General features: G+C 44.0%; 18 protein-coding genes and 2 pseudogenes. 9 read left to right on the forward strand and 11 right to left on the reverse strand.

Annotated features, from left to right (window positions below; all coding sequences use genetic code 11):
• Nucleotides 1-69: 69 nt before the first annotated feature.
• From UA76_RS19510 to UA76_RS19535, 7 genes and pseudogenes are all read right to left on the reverse strand, one after another.
• Nucleotides 70-450, reverse strand: coding sequence for a VOC family protein (locus tag UA76_RS19510; protein WP_047049586.1), 381 nt, complete (start codon nucleotides 448-450; stop codon nucleotides 70-72).
• A 181-nt stretch (nucleotides 451-631) separates the two neighbouring features.
• Nucleotides 632-1,015 (reverse strand): hypothetical protein, encoded by a 384-nt coding sequence (locus tag UA76_RS19515; RefSeq protein ID WP_157617687.1) that lies wholly within the window; start codon nucleotides 1,013-1,015, stop codon nucleotides 632-634.
• A 577-nt stretch (nucleotides 1,016-1,592) separates the two neighbouring features.
• A complete protein-coding gene (locus tag UA76_RS23530; RefSeq protein WP_238322365.1) occupies nucleotides 1,593-2,066 on the reverse strand; it encodes a prolyl oligopeptidase family serine peptidase in 474 nt (157 codons plus the stop codon).
• A 64-nt stretch (nucleotides 2,067-2,130) separates the two neighbouring features.
• Nucleotides 2,131-2,529 carry a hypothetical protein gene (locus UA76_RS23535; RefSeq protein ID WP_052772118.1) on the reverse strand — a complete coding sequence of 133 codons (399 nt, stop codon included), beginning with the start codon at nucleotides 2,527-2,529 and terminating at the stop codon, nucleotides 2,131-2,133.
• 490 nt (nucleotides 2,530-3,019) lie between these two features.
• On the reverse strand, nucleotides 3,020-3,667 hold the full coding sequence (gene lepB, locus UA76_RS19525) for a signal peptidase I (protein WP_047049591.1): 648 nt from the start codon (nucleotides 3,665-3,667) through the stop codon (nucleotides 3,020-3,022).
• An 83-nt stretch (nucleotides 3,668-3,750) separates the two neighbouring features.
• Nucleotides 3,751-4,377: a LysE family translocator gene (locus UA76_RS19530; RefSeq protein ID WP_047049593.1), complete on the reverse strand. Its 627-nt coding sequence runs from the start codon at nucleotides 4,375-4,377 to the stop codon at nucleotides 3,751-3,753.
• 135 nt (nucleotides 4,378-4,512) lie between these two features.
• A pseudogene (locus UA76_RS19535) lies at nucleotides 4,513-4,772 on the reverse strand (DUF5062 family protein).
• A gap of 583 nt (nucleotides 4,773-5,355) precedes the next feature.
• Between UA76_RS19535 and UA76_RS19540 the strand changes: the two are divergent.
• The 4 genes and pseudogenes from UA76_RS19540 to UA76_RS19555 all read left to right on the forward strand — a co-directional run bounded on the left by UA76_RS19540 (nucleotide 5,356) and on the right by UA76_RS19555 (nucleotide 9,170).
• On the forward strand, nucleotides 5,356-5,898 hold the full coding sequence (locus tag UA76_RS19540; protein WP_047049595.1) for a BUD32 family EKC/KEOPS complex subunit: 543 nt from the start codon (nucleotides 5,356-5,358) through the stop codon (nucleotides 5,896-5,898).
• A gap of 424 nt (nucleotides 5,899-6,322) precedes the next feature.
• Nucleotides 6,323-6,748: a magnesium transporter gene (locus tag UA76_RS19545; RefSeq protein WP_420340931.1), complete on the forward strand. Its 426-nt coding sequence runs from the start codon at nucleotides 6,323-6,325 to the stop codon at nucleotides 6,746-6,748.
• A gap of 5 nt (nucleotides 6,749-6,753) precedes the next feature.
• Nucleotides 6,754-7,785, forward strand: a complete 1,032-nt coding sequence (locus UA76_RS19550; RefSeq protein ID WP_047049597.1) for an HlyD family secretion protein — start codon at nucleotides 6,754-6,756, stop codon at nucleotides 7,783-7,785.
• A 184-nt stretch (nucleotides 7,786-7,969) separates the two neighbouring features.
• Nucleotides 7,970-9,170, forward strand: a pseudogene (locus tag UA76_RS19555) (OmpP1/FadL family transporter).
• Nucleotides 9,171-9,221: 51 nt separating this feature from the next.
• Here UA76_RS19555 and UA76_RS19560 read toward each other — a convergent pair.
• Nucleotides 9,222-10,010, reverse strand: coding sequence for a LysR family transcriptional regulator (locus tag UA76_RS19560; RefSeq protein WP_047049598.1), 789 nt, complete (start codon nucleotides 10,008-10,010; stop codon nucleotides 9,222-9,224).
• Nucleotides 10,011-10,136: 126 nt separating this feature from the next.
• The gene (locus UA76_RS19565; protein ID WP_047049599.1) at nucleotides 10,137-11,033 is read right to left on the reverse strand and encodes a DMT family transporter; all 897 of its coding nucleotides are present in this window, start codon (nucleotides 11,031-11,033) and stop codon (nucleotides 10,137-10,139) included.
• Between the two features lie 107 nt (nucleotides 11,034-11,140).
• Between UA76_RS19565 and UA76_RS19570 the strand changes: the two genes are divergently transcribed.
• Nucleotides 11,141-11,626: a MarR family winged helix-turn-helix transcriptional regulator gene (locus UA76_RS19570; protein WP_047049600.1), complete on the forward strand. Its 486-nt coding sequence runs from the start codon at nucleotides 11,141-11,143 to the stop codon at nucleotides 11,624-11,626.
• A 71-nt stretch (nucleotides 11,627-11,697) separates the two neighbouring features.
• On the opposite strand, the gene UA76_RS19575 is transcribed toward UA76_RS19570, so the two are convergent.
• Nucleotides 11,698-12,630 (reverse strand): chemotaxis protein, encoded by a 933-nt coding sequence (locus UA76_RS19575; protein WP_047049601.1) that lies wholly within the window; start codon nucleotides 12,628-12,630, stop codon nucleotides 11,698-11,700.
• Between the two features lie 176 nt (nucleotides 12,631-12,806).
• Here UA76_RS19575 and UA76_RS19580 point away from each other — a divergent pair, with 176 nt between their 5' ends.
• Both UA76_RS19580 and UA76_RS19585 read left to right on the forward strand, forming a co-directional pair.
• Entirely contained in the window at nucleotides 12,807-13,085 is a 279-nt protein-coding gene (locus tag UA76_RS19580; RefSeq protein ID WP_047049602.1) for a peptidylprolyl isomerase, read from the forward strand.
• Between the two features lie 190 nt (nucleotides 13,086-13,275).
• A complete protein-coding gene (locus UA76_RS19585; protein ID WP_162198966.1) occupies nucleotides 13,276-13,965 on the forward strand; it encodes a 4'-phosphopantetheinyl transferase family protein in 690 nt (229 codons plus the stop codon).
• Between the two features lie 207 nt (nucleotides 13,966-14,172).
• Here UA76_RS19585 and UA76_RS19590 read toward each other — a convergent pair whose 3' ends face one another.
• Nucleotides 14,173-14,658 carry a fasciclin domain-containing protein gene (locus UA76_RS19590; RefSeq protein ID WP_047049603.1) on the reverse strand — a complete coding sequence of 162 codons (486 nt, stop codon included), beginning with the start codon at nucleotides 14,656-14,658 and terminating at the stop codon, nucleotides 14,173-14,175.
• 579 nt (nucleotides 14,659-15,237) lie between these two features.
• Here UA76_RS19590 and UA76_RS19595 point away from each other — a divergent pair.
• Both UA76_RS19595 and UA76_RS19600 read left to right on the forward strand, forming a co-directional pair.
• Nucleotides 15,238-16,692, forward strand: a complete 1,455-nt coding sequence (locus UA76_RS19595; RefSeq protein WP_047049604.1) for a DUF3360 family protein — start codon at nucleotides 15,238-15,240, stop codon at nucleotides 16,690-16,692.
• A 268-nt stretch (nucleotides 16,693-16,960) separates the two neighbouring features.
• The gene (locus tag UA76_RS19600; protein WP_047049605.1) at nucleotides 16,961-18,961 is read left to right on the forward strand and encodes a HAMP domain-containing methyl-accepting chemotaxis protein; all 2,001 of its coding nucleotides are present in this window, start codon (nucleotides 16,961-16,963) and stop codon (nucleotides 18,959-18,961) included.
• Nucleotides 18,962-19,227 lie beyond the last annotated feature (266 nt).

The following is a 19,227-nucleotide window of genomic DNA, read 5'->3' on the forward strand; positions in this document are numbered from 1 at the left end:
GTGTCAGTTAGCAATCAGAGGTTATTGAATCGACAAGACGAGCGGGTTACGTGTACGCATACTTGGCGATTAAACCATAAAGTGCGTCGCGCAAATCTTGTTTCTAAATGGGTCACGTAAATAAGCCATATACAGCTTTCTTTCGGGGGTTGCTCTGATCCCAGGTGGTTCTTCGCAGGTAGTGCCGCCATTTCTCAAACCGGCTTCATGCCATGCGTCGACCAGTTCTGGGCTACTGGCTTTAAATCCGATCGTCACGCCGTTTCCTATACTCATAGGTTCGCCATTAACTGGATTGGTGATACCGAAGACACTCTCTTTACTCATGTAAAAACAACGGCCTTTAGCGTCAATGACTCCTTCCGAGTAACCTAAAACGGATAAGATAGCATCGTAAAACTCTTTGGAACGTTCAATATCATTCGATCCCAACATTATGTGGCTAAACAAGCGAAATTCTCCTTCTAATTGTTATGTATGCTCAGAGACTACTAGAACAAGCTTTTCACGCCAAACTATTTAGCAAACGTTCGGCGAAGTTAATAGATAGATAAGTAACGCTTTGTAAATTAAAGATAAAACCCAATTAGCTTTGATGGGCCACATGAATGTGAAATCGGTGATATCTGGGTTATTTCAATTTCGGCAAGTATTTGGGCCAATTAGCGGCATAGTAAACAAACACGAGAAGAAAGCCATACAAGCCACTTATCATGCTAGAAAGATAGTAATCGGGTACGCCTTCTAACATTTGCTGAAATGTCGTCGAGGATATTTCCCCTGACTCAATTAGAGCGTAACTTTTGACAAGTTCAAAGGTGAGTTGCATGTTTTTAAGAATGGAAAAGTAGAGGAAATAGCCAACGGCTGATATTGGGAGTAAAACCAATAGAGGTTGTGTGACTTTATTGGGGCGTAAAAAATGAAGTAAACCGATAATGCTAATAGCCCAAACTTGGATCATGGCTGCTGCGTAAGTGACACCAAATATTTCATAGGTATTGCCAATATGCATTCGAAAAACAAACATGGCCGCTAAGCTAAAAAGTACAAAGAGTGCAGGTTTTCGCCAACTCGGTTTTATCATAGAGAGAAGTGAGACTATCGCGACGAACACGGTAAATTGGATGAGGAAGTCCGAGTCAGGTAACCATGCGATGGTTCCAGCGTAGGTTGCCAAATACCCCCAAAATAGAGACCAAGTGGCGCAACCGCTAAGATTAAAACCAACCTAATTACAAACCAGTAGACAACGCCGATGTTCATATCGCTCACCTCCGAGCACGACAATATGGCTTGGATTAGCCTAATACTATCGTCTCAAATCAAACTTCTTGTTTCCTAGCGCTGTCGTCAGTTACACAGTTTGAAGTGCTTATTATGCTGTTGTGCTCATTTCTATGAGCGGAACATTTTAGCCTAAGTATAGGGCAAAACTGGCGAGTTGAAGGCTTATGCTTCGTTGAGAATATGAATAAACGCTCTAATGGGTTTAGTTTCGTTCAGTCACAACGAAGCATGGGATTGTTCTCTTATACCCGCGATACCTCGATGATTCGGGTTAGTTTTGAGAATTTCGCTTACAAAATCGTTCATTGACGCTTTGGCAACCATGATTGAACATCTTTAAGGACAAGACTGACAGCGCTTTCGCCATCGGTGGTTTTGAGTGAGTGGTCGAGTTCTTCGTAGAGTTTAAAGGCAATATTGGATTTACTTTTTTGCAGAGTGTCCGCTTGGATTGTGGCAAGTTCCACCGAAACGTTTTTGTCCATGCCTGCTTGGATAAGAAGAAGAGGTGAATTGACCTGAGATAGAACCGCTGTTTGATCGATCTCGAACATGTTTCTCCACCATACGTAACCATGGCCACTTATATTTAAGTCAAAGGGCTCACTATTTAGTACGTGATTATGGAAACCCTTAAAGCCATTCGAAGCTTCTTGATAGGCCTCGCCAGAGCCCATTTCAGCTTTCATACTGTGTAATACATCATCAATGAACTTGCGCCCACCACCATTGAACGCAATCGTTGCATCGATATAGTTGACTTGGGACGCCACCATTCCCGCCACGACCGCACCTTCACTCCCCCAATGAAAACGATGTAGTCATACTGGTTCTCTGCATCTAATGTGTCGAACACCTGAACATAGTCTTGAACACGTTGGTCTGGGGAGTCATTTTGTATGTATTCGGCAGGACAGTCCTCCCGATTGGGATTTGCATCCCAGACAAGTGATTCGTTGATACCATACTTCTCCACGGTGAGTACATCGGCATCTGGAATGAGTTGGGAAAATTCGTTATTGATGCGAGTATTTTGGCGAACACTGTTGCAATCAGAGCTTGAGCGATAACCAGTAGTGCTTCTGAATCTGGCTTGGACTTATCAAGATAATAATGAATGGTTGAGCCGTTTTCGCGCTCAACTGAAAGAGAGCTGATAGACTCAGGTTTAGATTCAGACGCCCATGAAAGAGACGACACCATCGTCACCATACTTAATGATAAAGTAACCGTTTTCATCTATGCTCCTTGGTTTGTCTGATTTAACGTTAATTTAAGCCGTTAATCTTCCTTGCTAAAGTTTGGAATTTGCCGAATAAGAAGTTCAGACTAGCAAGAGATGTAAGTGCCTGTTAATACCGTTATACGACTAATTTACTTACGTATTAAAGCCAAGACATCTGTGCAATAATTGTTGTCACCACTTTTGACTCAATAAAGTGGTGACTTGCCCCTTTAGTTGGGAATACTCATTGTACCTTTGATCACCGTCACCGCTTGCCCTTTGAGTTTCGTTCTATTCTCTGGCACCGATTCGACGTCGACGTACCCCCGTCTTTCAGAGGCTTGAAAAGCTTTTAAATGCGTCTTCTTTAGCTATTTTTAACAGTGAACATTGAGCGCACAATGCGCCGAGCCTGTTACACCAGAGGAAGAAAAAGATTGAATAGCTTATATTGATTGGTGTTTTCCATAGCAACTTCTCTATCTTTGCGTATCGAACGGGGTTCTAATGAATCTCAAGCGCAAAGCGTTCTGCAAAACGGTCGTGAGATGTTGAAAAAGCGACGTGTGTGACTTTACCCATGATTTTGTCGCTTTCTACAAAACCCCAATATCGAGAATCTGCACTGTTGTTACGATGGTCACCAAGGACAAAGTAGTTATCGTCAGGAACGGTAAAGGCACCATTGATCTTTGGTAGATTGCCTTCCTCGCCGTATTGGATAAAGTGGCTTGCACCATCTAGGTATTCAAGATTGATGTCCGCATTACTATCTGAAGGGACTTTTGTAGACGTAAGTTTCTCGCCATTCACGAAGATTTCTCGCCCAGCGAAACTGATGTGGTCGCCAGGTATACCCACTACGCGTTTAACGTAGAGCTGGGTGGTATGCGGTGGAACGAACGTAACAACGTCACCTCGTTCTGGGCCGCCATAATCGAACAGGCGTTTATTGGCAAATGGCAGAGATGGACCATAATGGATTTTGTTCACGACTAGCCAATCACCATCATATAGGGTTGGCTCCATTGAGCCACTGGGTACCCGATTCCAATCAGCGACCGCAGTGCGGAAAAAGGCAAGACCAACTAAGAACATAATAAAACCTACATTATTCTTAAATAGTCGAAGTACCTTGTTAGTCCATGTCATGAGCCGTTTCTCCTTTCAAGCCAATAAGCCATAGTTGGAGTCCAAACTTATTGATTTAGTTCCAATAATATTGGCTTGCGATTTTAACGCTCACTTAAAGCCACTTTACTAGCTAAACCGATAAGAAGTACACCAGACACACCTTCCATGATTCGAGTGTAGTGTTGTGAATTTGCACGGCTAAACGCCCAGCTGCCTACGCAGGCGTACAGAATATTGCATAGCGTCGCGAGAGCGCTAAATACGAGCCCAAGCATCAGCAACTGCGAACTTGCTGAACCATGAGTCGTGTCAATGAACTGAGGTAAGAAGGATAAAAAGAATAGGGCGACCTTTGGGTTCAAGATACTGACCACGACACCTTGGACAAACACTCCACGTTGAGATTCTACTTCATCGCGAACAACAAGAGTGCTCTTCCCACGCCACATTGACAGCAGCGCTTGAACGCCTAAGTAGACTAAGTATGCTGCACCAAGCCATTTGACAATACTAAAGGCCAACGCAGAACTCAGGATAATGGCAGAGAGACCCAAACAAGCAGCAAGCGTGTGAACAAAATAACCAACACCCAATCCAAATGCCGCCTTCATACCGCTGGTAAACTTACCTTTCATTGTATTTGAAACAATGTAAACGACATCAGGTCCAGGAATCATATTGATGGTAAGACAAGCAACAATAAACAGTAGAATTGAGTTGAAATCCATTGCGTCTTCTCCTTTCATAACAATCGCTCAAGATTATACGTATTAGCACTGCTCATAACCGAGACTTATTAACAATTGATCGAGTACTAGAGATACATGTAAAAGCCAGCGTTGGTAGCGCTGGCTTTATCGAGGTTACTTCAGTGGATCGTTGTCAGGCAATGCCTTATGAATCCATAGCGCGAGTCGTTTCTTAAGATTTGCGCCATCCATCTTGTCTTCAGGGAGGGAGGGATTTGATTGACTCCGACAAGGAAAAGATACACCGCTTTAATTTTCGTTGGTTGAGGAGAGGTGGGTAAGTCGAACCCTTGCATCTTTGCCATTTTAAGACCGACTTCTACAGCCTTTTTTACCAGCTTATCTTCGTTATGGAGCTTGACGGTTTTGGACATAGCATTTCCCTTAGAAACTGATCGTTAAGTCAGTATATCAAACAAAATCGACGCGAAATCAGGACAGTACATAAAAAGAGAGCTAGGTAGTAGAAACCCACCATTTTATGGCTACATAGTTGGTCATCGTCCGGTATCCGCCATCCGCCATTACTACGTTTCCAAATTCGAATTTCTCATATTCCTTTATGTTCGCTAAAAAAACGATAAATTAAGCACAAACATTACTAATATTCATTAAATTGTAACGTAACGTTGTAGTGCCTTTCTAGATACCGTTCGGTACTTTACAATACAGTATAATATAAAATTAGGTGCATAAATGATTTTCGTCCCAACATCATTTTAATGAATGCGGCGTTACAAAGTTACCTAAAGCAGTAGTGGTAGAATTATGGGCTTCAAGCACAGAAAAACTTTTGTACACATGTTGGAAAAACATGACCAGAGGTACTGGATAAAGTTATGTGGAGAACATAAAAGGAATTTACTAAACAGAGGGATAAATAGAATCTTTAGGTGGTTTCAGGGTACTAGTGACTGGATCTTACATAGCGGACTAGATACTAAGACACGCTTCCTATTGGAGCAAAAAACGTTAAGAACCGCGTACGAAAAATCACTGCCAGTACCAAAAATTATTATGGAAGGGCGTGGTCTGTTTGTTACGGAGTGTGGTGGGCAGCCAATCACATTACCACACGAAGTTCACCCAAAGCTTCGCTTACAAAGGGCGATGGATGCATTGGTAAAGTTCCATCAAAATGAAGTGATTCATGGGCGTCCAGCCATGCGCGATATCCTCATTAATGAGTCAGGTTCGGTCACTTTTGTGGATTTTGAAGAGGCCCGAATTTCAGGTTGCCCAAATTTAATGGCGAGAGACACCTTGTTGCTTCTGCTGGATTCTTATCGTTTAAATAAGGTGAGCCAAAAAACGCGAGTTGAAATGCTTAATCAGTGGTTGGAAGAAGCGGGCAAGGGGAGTCAACGTGCGATAAACTGTGCTGCCCGCACTTTGGCAGCACTGCGCTGGCTCCCTAAAACGGTACTCGTGTTTAAGCGCAATCGCTTATCAAGGCAAATATTGCTGCTGGAACGTGTCTTGCAAAAAGGGATTCGTTAATTCGAAGATGCAACGCCTCGCTTTTAGCGAGGCGTTGTCGTTTTTAAAGACGCACTAACTTAGTTGCTATTAGCATGTTCAAAGTGCTATATCAATTGAAGAACGAGGGGCAGTGATGTCAAAAAAACGGTCTTACCTATTAAGCCTTACCTAACTATGACGAACCTCTCATTAATGACGCTAGTTAATTACTAATTCTATTTATTTACAATTTGAAATATGGCTGGGTAAATAAGTTCCTTTGGAATAACGGTTATTCTCAATGTAGGCGCCATATATGCTAGACTACTTCCAGAAAATAAAATCAAGGTAAGAATCTATGTCTGCACCCAAGATACTAACAGTTGCCTCAAAGGAAGAGGGTAATCGAATTGTAAGGATCATAAATAACACTCTCTCCTTCGTCATCAGATGGGCAATTTATATGGGTACTCTCGTAGGTGCTTCGATACTGTTGTCTAAGCTTGGCACTATCCACGGTAAAGATCTTCCAGAAGATTACTTTTCAAATGGTTACCCAACTATTTTGAAGCTTCTCGATTCTGAAGTGTTCATGGGCTTTGTATTCTTTGTTACTATCGCGATTGTTGTTTATGTTCTCTACTTATTATGGCAATTGCATGAGGTAGCCGTGCATAAAGCGCAAGCCATGTCATCGGCTCATACGCAAATTGTTTTCGCCTTGTCCCTTTGTGGTTTGTTCATCAATAAAGCGTGGTGGGTGCTGGCTATCATCATCGCATTCACACGTTGGGATGTGGTATCGGAGTCAATTTCAAATATCATCCGCAAGGGTGTTACGCCGATATCTACTGAACCAATGTCCACTGAACCAAAATCTGAGAAGTAGACCCAATGAAAGAGATTATGCTCCCTTACATTTTAGTTTGTATCATTCTAGTTAAGGCTGGCATTGTTCAGTGGACTTTGCGAAATGCCGTAATCATGATTGGTACCGGTGGTTTTCTAGCCTTTATGCTATTCACTGCTCACCGCTTTTGGTCACCTGCAGATTTGACTGACAGTACCACCGTTAAAGCTCCGCATGCGGTGTTAAGTCCGCTTATCGGGCAAGAAGTTGAGCAGGTGTTTGTAACCCATAACCAACAAGTAAAAAAGGGCGATCTTATCTACACGCTCAAAGACGTGGACACTGACGCACAAATCCGTGGTCTTGAAGCACAACGTGCAGCGGCGGAAGCAGAAATTTTAGCGCTTCACCATCAGATTAAGAATGACGAAAGACAGCTAGACAGATTGACTCGGTTAGATGACTTTGCTCAAGAACAAGACAGAGACGATCTACGTACTCGAATAGATGCGAATTTTGCAAGCATTGCGTCTGCGAATGCACAAATTCAATCAATTGAAGCGCAAATCTCTGCGGCGCTATGGCAAAATGAGCGTCGTGAAATCCGAGCGCCATTTGATGGGCAAATTTCAATTGCAAACATCGCTGAGGGAACACGAGTTGGTAATATGCACCTTTATAACACGAATAAAAAATTCGTAGAAATGCGTATTGCAGACCAAAGCTATCGCGGTATCAAGAAAGGCCAGTTCGCTGAGTTCTATGTCGATGCTTACCCAGGTGAGATTTTCCGTGGTCGTGTTCATAGTGTTACAACCGGAACGGGTGAAGCTCGAGTCTCAGTGATCAATGGTACGCAACATGTTCGCCAGCATGTGGGTAACAATATGGGTTCTCACGGTCGTACGGTTATTATTGAGTTCGAAGAGCCAGCAGGTTACAACGTCCCAATTGGCGCGACCGGTTCGGGTTGGATCTCGGCAGAGAAACCGCATCCAATGCTTGGTTTTATGGACATCATTGGTGGTGCAACCGTTCGCCTGAAAGCATACAAGGCTTACTTGTCTGCACTGTAACAAGAAGTGATGAGTAAGTTTCTAATCTAAATAAACGCCCTCAAGTGAGGGCGTTTTTTTATATCAGCATCTACATACCAAGAATAACGGTTATTCCATTTGTAGGAGATGCCTTAAGTAGAATAGGGACTTAGCTCAAGTCTTAGAGCGATTCCAAAAATTAACTACGCAATTTGGTCCGATAATGAAATCAAATCAACGCACTGCCATCAAACGCTTTAACAAAAGCCTACTGACCCATTCTGTACTCGTTGCATCGCTGGCCCCTATGTCTGCACTGGCGAGTGGTATTTTTCTACAAGAAGCGGTCGTCGCAAATGCCGGTACTGTAGGTGCAGGAGATGGTGTTTACACTCAATCAGCTGCGGCACAGTGGACTAACCCAGCGACGATGTCGCACATGGGCGAGCGACAAACTACGCTCAATATGTCGGTATTTGATCTAGAAATGAAGTACAAGCATGACGGTATCGGCAAAGAAGCATTAGACGGCAAGGCCAGTACTGTGGCACCGACCATTGGTATTTTTCATGCCCACCAGATTAATGAACAAATTCATTTAGGTATTGCAGCGGGCGTAGCGGGCGGTTCAGCGCTTGATTACGGCACTCGTTGGGCTGGCAGTGCTTTATTGAACGACATCGACTTAGCTGTGGCGCAAGTTAACCCGACGATTGCATACAAAATGAATGACCAGTGGTCCTTTGGCGCTGGTGTTCAAATGAGCTGGGCAAGCTTGAGCAAACCTTGTTTTTTGGGCAAGCAACAGTGGAAGACTCGTCTGATTGGGCGTTCGGTTATAACTTTGGTGTGATGTATCGCCATGCAGAAAACCTTGATTTTGGTTTGAGCTACCGTTCGAAAGTTGAACACAGCTTTGGCACCGATATTTCTGGACCATTAGGCTCTCGTACTAGAGTCAATGCAGATATCGATGTTCCAGCGATTACGGATTTCAGTGTTCGCTACGGAGTTAACTCAGATCTTAACTTGTTAGCATCGATCCAGTTTCACAGTTGGTCTGACTGGGATCAGTCGGTGTTTAATCTAGAAGGTGGCGCTTCACCTACTATTCCCCGAGATTGGATGATGTTTGGCATTTTGCGGTAGGTACAGATTACAGACTGAATGATGCTTGGCGTTTGAAAGCCGGTGTTTCTTACGAAACGTCTCCACTTGATGATCCAAGCAAGCAATGGGTGGATTTACCTGTGGGAGAACAATGGCGTTATTCGGTCGGTGCTTCCACTCAGTGGGACGAGTACACGTTTGACATGTTCTACGAGTACGCTGATTTAGGTTCGACTGAAATCGATAATGCATTGAATATGAAAGGCCAGTTTGATGGACGTATTCACTTTGTTGGGGTTAGCGTCACCTTTTAATCTCGTCTAGTTGCAAAAACCGCCTGAAAAGGCGGTTTTTTTTGGTTTGTCTTAAGCGTTAACAATTCGTGTAATCAGGTCACTCAACCACACTAGCTTAGGCGAATGGCGCTTTGATGCTTTCATGATCAACGCAATTTCAATATTGATGTGAGAGTCTGGATTTGGGCTGTCCAAGCGGTGGTACCTCAGCGTATAACCGATATCCATCATTTCCGTCATCACTGAGTAATTATCGACAATGACGCGCTCTTCAATGTCGGGGCGTAACACGTGGTAGTAATTGGTATGGTCGTTGAAACCTGAGACGATAAACTTGATGTAATCACCATCTTCATTGCCGTTGAAGTACGCAGAACCGGTATGAACTCGTCGTTGATAAATGGTTTGCGGTTTATCTGTTAATACGTGAAGGCCAATATCCACTTCATCATCAATGATCATGCTTTCACTGACTTTGTTCCATGTACGAAGTTCAATAAGTGCATCGGACTCTTTACGAATCTCCTGGATGAGTTTTTTGCCAAACGCGACCACATAAGGCTCTGCCATGTGTATGGTGACTTTATCGACCCTATCAGGAGAAAAGGTAGCGGGTTCTAATGCAAGGTTAACGCTTTCGAGTGCTTTACGTAGTTTGGGCTCAATTGAAATGGCATAAGAAGTTGGGGATAAGCCTTCGTTACTTCGCGTGAAAAGTGGGTCATCTAAATCTTCACGCAACTGCGCAAGAACTTTGGAAATGTAAGACTGAGAACGTCCTAACTTACGCGCTGCTCTTTGTGTTGATTGGCATTGCATTAAGGTTAAAAAAACATGCAAGGCATTGAGGTCGTGCATTTGGATTCGTCCGAAACTAAAACAATCTAATTGGGGCTCTTTTTACCACAGCTAAGCCGTACATGATATTCTAAATTAAGCTTAGCGGATTAATTCGGGTGTCAGAGCCTTAATACGGGAATCGGATCACGTTCTGGCCCGAATAGGCCGCTTCGCTCTTTCGCGAAGCACCAATATTGCTTGCGGTAACAACGACATAATGATCATGGCGGCCATCAAGCCATACTGAACTGCAGTAAAGCGTTCACCGACCAATAACATACCACTCAGAATACCAGCTATTGGATTGGCAATCCCTCCAAATGAGAAGTCGACGACAGACATACGTTGCAGTAGCCACACATACATACCATAACTTAACGCTGTATTAAGCAGGATAACCCACAGCAACCCACCAAGATTTTTAATATCAATATTAGCTATGCTTTGCATGTATTGCTGCGGCACAAATAACGCATGGACCAGAGCAAATAGAGATAGAATCACACCGCCTATAATGAGTTGCCAAGTGAGCACCTTCCACCAATGCATGCGGTTACCCAAAGATTGAGTCAGGCTACTACCCACAACAATACAGATAATCGCAGCCAGCATAGCAACTAGGCCAATAGGGTTGAGTGAAATCGAGCTAGGATCAAATAAGTTCCAAGCCAGTAAGATGATTAATCCACCGGATATCGCTTGTACTAGGTTAGGGCGCTTTTTATGGATAAGCCATAAATACATCATCGCAAATACGGGTACTGATACCATGCCAACACCCGAAATAGCAGAAGGGAGAGTCAGTGCCATAACAAAGATTAGGCTGAAGAAGGCCGCAATGTTAATTGAACCCAATCGAATCAGCACTGGCCAATCCTGCTTTTGTGGCAAGCTAGGTTTTAGCGCAAGAAGCAACAGACCAGCAGGTAAGGCGCGCAAAGCGCCCAGCAGTAAAGGCGGCCAGTCTGCTAACGCATACTGGGTGACAGCGTATGTGGTTCCCCAAAACGTGGCGGGGATCATTGCGAGCAATATGTTCATATAAAATATCTTTACATTAAGATAAAAAAGAATGTACGCCTAAAGTTACTCGTTGTAAAGTATCTTTACGTTGAGATAAACCATTCAGTGATACATTGGAGTATTCCATGGTAGATGCGATAGATCGCGTGATCGTGCAGTGGGCGAAGGAGAAGCCTCACCTCGATACACAACCAATGGCAATGATGGGCAGAGTATTGCGCATCGCCAAGCATTTAGAATCGAGTGTTGCTCAGCTGCACAAGCGTTATGATTTGAAAATCGGCGAGTTCGATGTTCTTGCGACGCTGCGCAGAAGTGGTGAGCCTTATTCACTTACTCCCTCAGACCTTATCAACTCGCTCATGCTGACGTCTGGCGCGATGACGAATCGAGTAGACAAGCTTGATAGTAAGGGTTTGATCGCGCGGACACACAGCCAAGAAGACAGAAGAAGCGTGACGGTGCAGCTCACCGAAAAAGGTTTTCATTTGATCGAAGAAGTCATGGATGAGCACGTGAAGCTTCAACATGATTTGGTCGCATCTTTATCTGATGAAGATAAAGAACAAATGAACCAAGTGTTTAAAACCTGGTTAGGTCAGTTTGAGTAGTGTGTTAGCAAACGAGCAATAGATATAAAAAAGCCGAGCAGTTAAGCTCGGCTTATTAACAACAGCTGCAATTACATTACGATGGAATCGGTTTGCGGTAATCCTTCTTCCAACTGCTTTGCGCCTCTTAGCATCGCTTCAATTAGCTCCGCGGCATTAAATTTTTCAAGCGCCTCGTGCGCTCCGACTTGATGAGCTCGCTCTAATGACATCTCACTAGAAAGCGAGGTATGCAAAATACGGTAAGAGTTCGACAAATCAGGTGAATTTTGCACTTCGAACGCCAATTCATAACCATCTAAGCCGGGCATTTCGATATCGCTCACAAGTAGGTCAATAGATTGTGGCGTTCCTGATTGAGCCTTCATCAAATCCAAAGCATCAATCCCATTTCGACAAATTTGATATGGGATATTAATTCGATCCAAAGCATCAGAAAGCTGCTTACGCGCAATCGAAGAGTCATCAACCAACAGGATGTTGAGGGCTTTTAATCGCTCGCGCTCAATATCAGTCAACATTGGCACTTTGGCTGATTCGTACTGCGGATAAATTTTAGAAAGCAACAACTCAACGTCCAGCATTTGAACGATTTTGTCTTCATAGCGAGTAATTCCCGTGACAAAGACATTATGTCCGGCAGTGCTTGGAGAAGGCTCAATGGATCGCCAATTACATTCAATGATCTTTTCAATTGAGCGAACCATAAACGCCACCACCGTTCTCAAACAGTCAGTGACGATTAAGTAGCAATCTTTATATTCTTCAGGCGCGATAGGGCGAAAGCCAATCGCGGCCGCCATGTCAATCACTGGTACAGTCAGCTCTCGAATCGATACGGTGCCAACGACATGATGATGAGAGTACGGGATTTGCGTCGTTGGCAAATAAGGAACGATTTCCCTGACTTTCAGCGTCCCAATCGCGAACAGTTGCTTCTGCATATTTAACGTAAACATCAGCATTCCTTGCGATTGATTTGCTTTACTAATTGTCTTTGCCATCTTGTGTCTCAAAAGTACGAACTCAAGTTATAGTAACCGATCTAGCCCAATGAGCAATTATAGCAGTAGCGTTTTAGTGTCTAACTGCGACTAAATTGATCAATAACAGGCTTTAGTTTGGATGAAGATCTCATAGGATTCAGTTAGAATACGCAAAAATTTCATGAGGAATCCCCATGGCACGCACAGCAGCCGCACTTCATATTTTAGTGAAGCACAAAGAACAAGCAGAAGACATCATCAAGCAGCTAAAGAAGGGCGCGAAGTTTCAAACGCTAGCCAAAAAATATTCGAACTGTCCATCAGGTAAAAAAGGTGGCGATCTAGGTGAGTTTAAGAAAGGTCAGATGGTGCCACAGTTTGATAAAGTTTGCTTTACTGGCGAAACTCTTGTTCCTCACCTAGTAAAAACCAAATTTGGATGGCACGTAGTGAAAGTGCTTTATAGGACTTAATACTACAATCCCCCTTTTTAGATCTCTAGAAGCGCCAACACCAATTATTGAGACGCTCCTCAAGCATTAGTTGGCGCTTTTTCATAATATGACTTCGTTTGCCTATCTAGCCCCCACATTCCACACAATCAAGGCGATCAAAGCACACAGAGTTGCTAAGCTTTCTTTTTTCATTAGATGTGATGGTAACGTGACATTTCTCACCGACGTTGAACGATTCAACTTTAAATCTGCACCTCATTTCGACATTTATATGTGTGGCTTTGAGCCTGACCTTTTCATGGAAATACACTTTGCCGAATTTGAGATTTTGGGACAAAAACATGTTGAAGGTGCCGTTGATAAGCGCAAGGCTGAGTTTTTGGCAGGGCGAATCTGTGCTAAATCTTCCCTTCAATCGCTTGGTGTGTATGAGAATGTTGGGCGCAGTGTAAACCGATCGCCTATTTGGCCTGAAGGTATCGTAGGCAGCATTTCTCACACCAGCAATTTGGCGATGGCGATTACGCTGCCAAGTGAGACAGTCAATTATGTCGGTATTGATTGCGAAGTTATGATTGAAGAACATCGCGCGAGAGAGCTGTCCTCATCGATTCTTGTCGATTCCGAGTTGATGGATTCGTTAACGTCGCCATTGCCCTTTCCAGAGTTTTTCACCCTCTGTTTTTCCGCCAAAGAGAGTTTATTTAAAGCGCTTCACCCAACCGTGGGTAAGTTTTTTGGCTTTGAGGCCGCAAGATTAGTCAGCCTAACTCCAGAAACGGGGGAGTTTTGCTTAGTGCTTAATGAAGATTTAAATGATGTCTACCAAAAAGGCACCTGTTTCGATGGTCACTACCACAACAAAAACGGCGTGATTTCGACCATGGTAGTTGGGTAACTATAAATCTAGGTATTTAAATTCACTATTTCGGCGAGATTGAGCTCAGGGCATTTGGGATAAAAAAACTCTCGACGCGGACACATCGAGAGTAGGGTGCTCGATTTCCTTGCGGGCGTCTGGGAAATCAAGCAATTCGGTGAGCACTTTTATGCAGTAGAACTTGGTTGTTTTTGGACTGCAATCCATATGCACTTTTCAAACGTTTTATTGCGGAATTAAAACTGTATCAATTACGTGAATGACGCCGTTTTTCGCTTTGACATCTGCCATCACGACGGTTGCATCGTTAATCATCACTTTGTCGCTCGCCTTCACTGACACGTCGCTGCCTTGCACGGTTGTGGCGCTAGTTAAGCCGACAACATCCGCGGCCATCACTTTGCCAGACACAACGTGATACGTGAGAATAGCAACTAACTTGTCTTTGTTTTCTGGCTTGAGCAGCGACTCAACCGTACCTTCTGGTAATTTCGCAAAAGCGTCATCAGTCGGCGCAAACACAGTAAATGGACCTTCGCCTTTCAAAGTGTCGACCAGCCCTGCTGCTTTAACGGCAGCCACTAGTGTGTTGAATGAGCCATTGCCAGCTGCAACGTCAACAATGTCTTTTTTCATACCGTGGTGGTCAGCATGCGCAACTGAAGTGAACAACAGTAACGCAGCGAACATGGTTGTGATTTTTCTAATCATGAGATTTTCCTTCTCTATCAATTTGTAATCAGGTCGATTTGTTGTGACGTCGGAAATTAGATACGAGCAAGAATTAATATCGATCATAAATTTTTTGATATTAGCGCAAGAGGCTGTGACCACGTAGGTCATTGAACTGTAGCGAATTTACCTTCAGCCCTTTAATCATCCTGGTTTTGTATACAGAAAGGCCTTTGAAATACTGGGTCTAAATTGTTTGAGAAAAGTTAGAAGTACGCCGTAATCATTGAGTTTTGTGTCACGTTTGAGCGCCATACACTGCGGCCAATGTTAATTCCAAATGCAATGATGGGTGCCGATTTGATGATGCATAGGATGCCTTAGAAGGCAAAAATTAGGGCGAGGTCGTAACCATAGTACACAATTGAGTGTTTTGTCATTTATATTGATTCAACTCATAGAATTAGCACATCCTGTTATTTGCTTGGTCAATGTGTGCGCTGCGCTGACCTTTTGTGACTGATTAAATCTCTGTATGTCTGCATCTGATCTATATCAAAAGATAATTAGTGTTTTTATTAATAATCCAAAAAGGAATATAAATCAGATGGAGCAACAATGAGCCAAGTTCAAGAAAATGGATATCAATCTCGCAGACGGAAGGCGAGTGAATTTGACAATCGGTCGGAGTATTTGGAACACGAACTCTCGGTCATGGACCTAAAACGATGGCGTGTCCACTTACCGTTTAGAGATTTCGGTATTGAGATCGAAGACTGGGTACCGGCAATTGCCGCCACTATCGGTAAGGTGGTGATGGTTACTGCAATGGTAGCCGCGTTTGCCGCGCAGTTTGGCCTTTCATCAGAGTTCGTTGCAGAAAACGTGCGCTTTGAGCTTTTAATCGCTGGCCTACTTTTTGTTATCTTCTTTTCAGCGATTTTAAACCCTCTTAGTAATCTTGCGGGTACTCACGGCCCAATGATCCCATTAATCCCTTTGATAGCCGCGGCTGGTGGACATCCTCTGGCGCTCGGGGTGATGGTGGGCGTGTTCGGCCTAGTTCTAAGTGCCACAAAAGGCGGGTCAAAGCTCGTCAAGCTCACAGGTGAAGGCGTCAGAGGAGGCTTGTTAATCTACCTTGGGGCAGTCGGCCTAATCGGTCAGCTCAATCGATTTGAATCATGGTCGGTAAGCAGCGGCTTAGACGCAGTGTCATTCATCGTCATATTCGTCACCATCGTTATTTACGCTTACTTGGCTAAAATCGAGAAGCGTTGGCTAGCTATCCCACTGTGTTCGCTAATTGCGGGTGTGGTTGCCTTTACCATGGGTGTTCCGTTTGAGTTTACAACGGAGCCCGGCTTGCCAAACATGAATCCTTTCTACTGGTGGGGCGAGAATACAGGTTGGCAACTTGGTTGGCCTAAGCTTGAGCATTACATTGCCGTGATCCCGTTTGCTGTACTCGCTGTTGCCATGTGGTCTCCGGACTTTTTAGGTCACCGCGTATTCCAAGAACTAAATTATCCGAAAAAAGCGAAGGGTGCTTTGATGGATGTGGATGATACGATGACGGTGTGTTCGATTCGTCAAATCGTGGGGGCTGGCTTAGGCGGTGGTAACCTTGCGTCTTCTTGGGGGACATACATGATCCCTGCGGCCATTGCCAAGCGTCCTATTCCCGGTGGCGCTTTACTGACAGGTTTGCTTTGTGTGTTTGCGGCCGTGCTAGGATACCCAATGGATCTCGCAATGTGGGAGCCTGTACTTCGCGTTGCGTTGCTAGTCGGTGTATTCCTTCCTCTATTAGAGGCGGGTATGCAGATGGTGAAAAATGCGCGTAACTCTCAAAGTGCGGGGATCTGTATGTTTGCTTGTGCGCTAGTTAACCCAGTATTTGGTTGGGCACTCACGATGTTGCTCGATAACATGGGACTAATTGGCAATAAAGAGCGTGCTGACTCTCTGACCAAAGTAGACAGACTCGCGATTCCACTGACTGCTGTGATTGTTTGTGTCGGTGCGCTTGCGGTAGTGGGTCAACTTCCGGGTATTCCAGCATTACTCTAATAAATACTCTAACAGCGTTAGGCTAAATAGGGTAAAGAGCCGGTGATTCACTGGCTCTTTTTTTGACTGATATGTGATTGATTTTTCACCGCGTTATTGAGGAGAAATAAAAGAAAGATAAGTTATGTAAATGGTTTTATATTTATAACGCACTGAATTTATGGGTATTAATAGTTATTACTTCTGACTTCATAAATTGCGGCATTTTTATTTCACCTATTGGAATTAGGCGCTATATTGGTCGCAATTTTATAAATGGAGTTAAAGGATGAAACTCTCGATATCAGGGAAGTTGCAGTTAAGTTTTCTGTTGCTTGCGGTACTTTTTATCGTCTCATCGCTGTTTGCTTATCGCAGTGTCAATCACGTAAAAAATCACACCCAATCGCTTTTACAATCGGATTTGCCAACCGTAGATGCCAGCCGCTCACTGCAGCAATCTGTCTTGTCGAGCATTTCAACGGTGCGGGCTTATATGTTGCTAGGCAGTGATGAACGAATCGGAATGCAACAGCGCGAGCAATTAAATCAGATTATACTCTCCACCAACGAGCTCCTGCCTACCTTAGAAAGACTCATTCCTACTTCAGAGTTTGAGCAAGTGAACGTGCTTTGGCTTGAAGTGACGGAACACCTTAATGCGATTGCTGAGTTAAGTCATAGTGAAGAAAATCTTCCAGCACACAGTTTGTTTAAAAATGAAGCCGCGCCGATTGCTGAGGTGGCACTAGACCAAATTCAGGGTCTCATTAATGAGGAAGCGCAAAATCAACAAGGAGCAGACAGAAAGCATCTGTTTAAGCTCTATGCGGACAGCTACACATCACTTTCTAACGCGTTAGCCTCAATGCGAGACTTTCTCCAATACGGCAACCCAGAGTTTCTGACTAAGTATGACGATTGGATGGGTATCCATGACAAGTCGGTGAAAGAGATTGAGTCGATGAAGAACCTAATCTCAAGCAACGACATCGTTCTTTGGGAGCTGTTTAAAGAGATGCAACAGCTCTATTTCCCGACCATTGTCAAAGTCATTGAACTAAGAAAATCCAACGGTTGGAACTTGGCTAACCAAAAACTTGCACAAGATTTGATTCCGGCCGCTAACAAACTTGAACAGCGACTTGATAGGGTAGTTTCTAGCCAGCAAGCAAAAGCAGATCGAGCTGGGCAAGATGTGTTTAGCACGATTACTCAGGTTGTTGGCATTCTGATTTTTGCCGCTGTCTCTGCGATATTGGCGGCATTCCTAATTTCTCGTTACATGGGCGCGAATATTGGCAATCGCATTAGTTTGATTTCTAAACGCGCGCAGTTAATTGCGGCTGGTGATGTCTCACAACAACCGCTGCAAGTGAAAGGTAATGATGAGCTGTCGAGCTTGATTGATTCGGTCAACCGAATGAATGAATCCTTGGCTAACATCGTTGAAGGGGTGACCTCTAAAGCTCAAGATGTTGATGGCAGTATTTCAGAATTACTCGAAGGTAATCAGCAGACACGCTCGCAAGTCACCAATCAGAAACGGGGCATTGAGGAGATTGGCCAGCAGCTAAACGACGTGGCGCACTCTGCGCATGGCACGTCGAATCATGCGAGTCAGTCGGTGGCAACATTGTCGCAATCGAGATCACTGATTGAAGAGGGAGCGGCAGCACTGGACAACAACAAGGCCACTGTTGAAGAGCTGTATTCAGTTATTGAAAAGGCCAGTGAAGAAGTGACAACGCTAAGTCGAGAAAGCGAAACGATTGGTCGAGTCACAGAAGTTATCGAAGGGTTGGCAGAGCAGACTAACTTGCTTGCGCTAAATGCGGCAATCGAAGCGGCGAGGGCAGGCGAACAGGGGCGCGGATTTGCAGTCGTTGCCGACGAAGTAAGGCTGCTGGCAACTCGAACTACGGAATCAACTACCGAGATCAATCAGATCGTTGATGCCATTCAGTCATCGACGGCATCCGTGGTGAGCGAAATTGAATCGAGTAAAACACTTGCCCATAAGGGCGCAGAGCATACAGAAAGGGCGTTTAGCAAGCTTGAAGATACAGTGGTTCAAATCGCAACGCTCGATTCAGAAATGGATGAGTTGGCTAACGCAGCTCGAATTCAATCTGAATCCACACAGGCGATTAACCAATTAATGAGCTCTGTGACTGGGTCGATTAATGATGTCTCGCGTATTACTGAAACCACGCATGACGCTTCAGTTAAGGTAAAAGCGCAAGTGGAAGACCTCAATAGAGAGATGAGCCAATTTAAGCGCGCCTAGTTCGAAAGGAAAGTTCGCAAGCGTAGTTCATAAGATTAGTTCTAGAAGAAAGGTCGTTTACCTGTTTCCATTAACACAATAAATAAAAAGCTAAGGTCCTGTTCGGGCCTTAGCTTTTTTCGTATAGAAAGAGAAAATCACGGCTAAAGCGGGTTAATTAAGGGTCGACATTACTCGCAAAACGTAACATTTATTTACACATAGAAGACTTAAGTTACGTCTAAAAACAGTCTATTTATTGCCGCAAATTATCGAATGTCCCATTT

This window comes from Vibrio mexicanus (genome assembly GCF_001012815.1).
Lineage (GTDB): Bacteria > Pseudomonadota > Gammaproteobacteria > Enterobacterales > Vibrionaceae > Vibrio > Vibrio mexicanus.

What these genes read in the sequence shown, in the direction of transcription:
- UA76_RS19600 (WP_047049605.1), top strand. Translation starts at nt 16,961, where the DNA reads ATGAAACTCTCGATATCAGGGAAGTTGCAGTTAAGTTTTCTGTTGCTT.
- UA76_RS19575 (WP_047049601.1), bottom strand. Translation starts at nt 12,630, where the DNA reads ATGGCAAAGACAATTAGTAAAGCAAATCAATCGCAAGGAATGCTGATG.
- lepB (WP_047049591.1), bottom strand. Translation starts at nt 3,667, where the DNA reads ATGACATGGACTAACAAGGTACTTCGACTATTTAAGAATAATGTAGGT.
- UA76_RS19560 (WP_047049598.1), bottom strand. Translation starts at nt 10,010, where the DNA reads ATGCACGACCTCAATGCCTTGCATGTTTTTTTAACCTTAATGCAATGC.
- UA76_RS19550 (WP_047049597.1), top strand. Translation starts at nt 6,754, where the DNA reads ATGAAAGAGATTATGCTCCCTTACATTTTAGTTTGTATCATTCTAGTT.
- UA76_RS19530 (WP_047049593.1), bottom strand. Translation starts at nt 4,377, where the DNA reads ATGGATTTCAACTCAATTCTACTGTTTATTGTTGCTTGTCTTACCATC.
- UA76_RS19565 (WP_047049599.1), bottom strand. Translation starts at nt 11,033, where the DNA reads ATGAACATATTGCTCGCAATGATCCCCGCCACGTTTTGGGGAACCACA.
- UA76_RS19590 (WP_047049603.1), bottom strand. Translation starts at nt 14,658, where the DNA reads ATGATTAGAAAAATCACAACCATGTTCGCTGCGTTACTGTTGTTCACT.
- UA76_RS23530 (WP_238322365.1), bottom strand. Translation starts at nt 2,066, where the DNA reads ATGGTGGCGTCCCAAGTCAACTATATCGATGCAACGATTGCGTTCAAT.
- UA76_RS23535 (WP_052772118.1), bottom strand. Translation starts at nt 2,529, where the DNA reads ATGAAAACGGTTACTTTATCATTAAGTATGGTGACGATGGTGTCGTCT.
- UA76_RS19580 (WP_047049602.1), top strand. Translation starts at nt 12,807, where the DNA reads ATGGCACGCACAGCAGCCGCACTTCATATTTTAGTGAAGCACAAAGAA.
- UA76_RS19545 (WP_420340931.1), top strand. Translation starts at nt 6,323, where the DNA reads ATGGGTACTCTCGTAGGTGCTTCGATACTGTTGTCTAAGCTTGGCACT.
- UA76_RS19570 (WP_047049600.1), top strand. Translation starts at nt 11,141, where the DNA reads ATGGTAGATGCGATAGATCGCGTGATCGTGCAGTGGGCGAAGGAGAAG.
- UA76_RS19515 (WP_157617687.1), bottom strand. Translation starts at nt 1,015, where the DNA reads ATGCATATTGGCAATACCTATGAAATATTTGGTGTCACTTACGCAGCA.
- UA76_RS19595 (WP_047049604.1), top strand. Translation starts at nt 15,238, where the DNA reads ATGAGCCAAGTTCAAGAAAATGGATATCAATCTCGCAGACGGAAGGCG.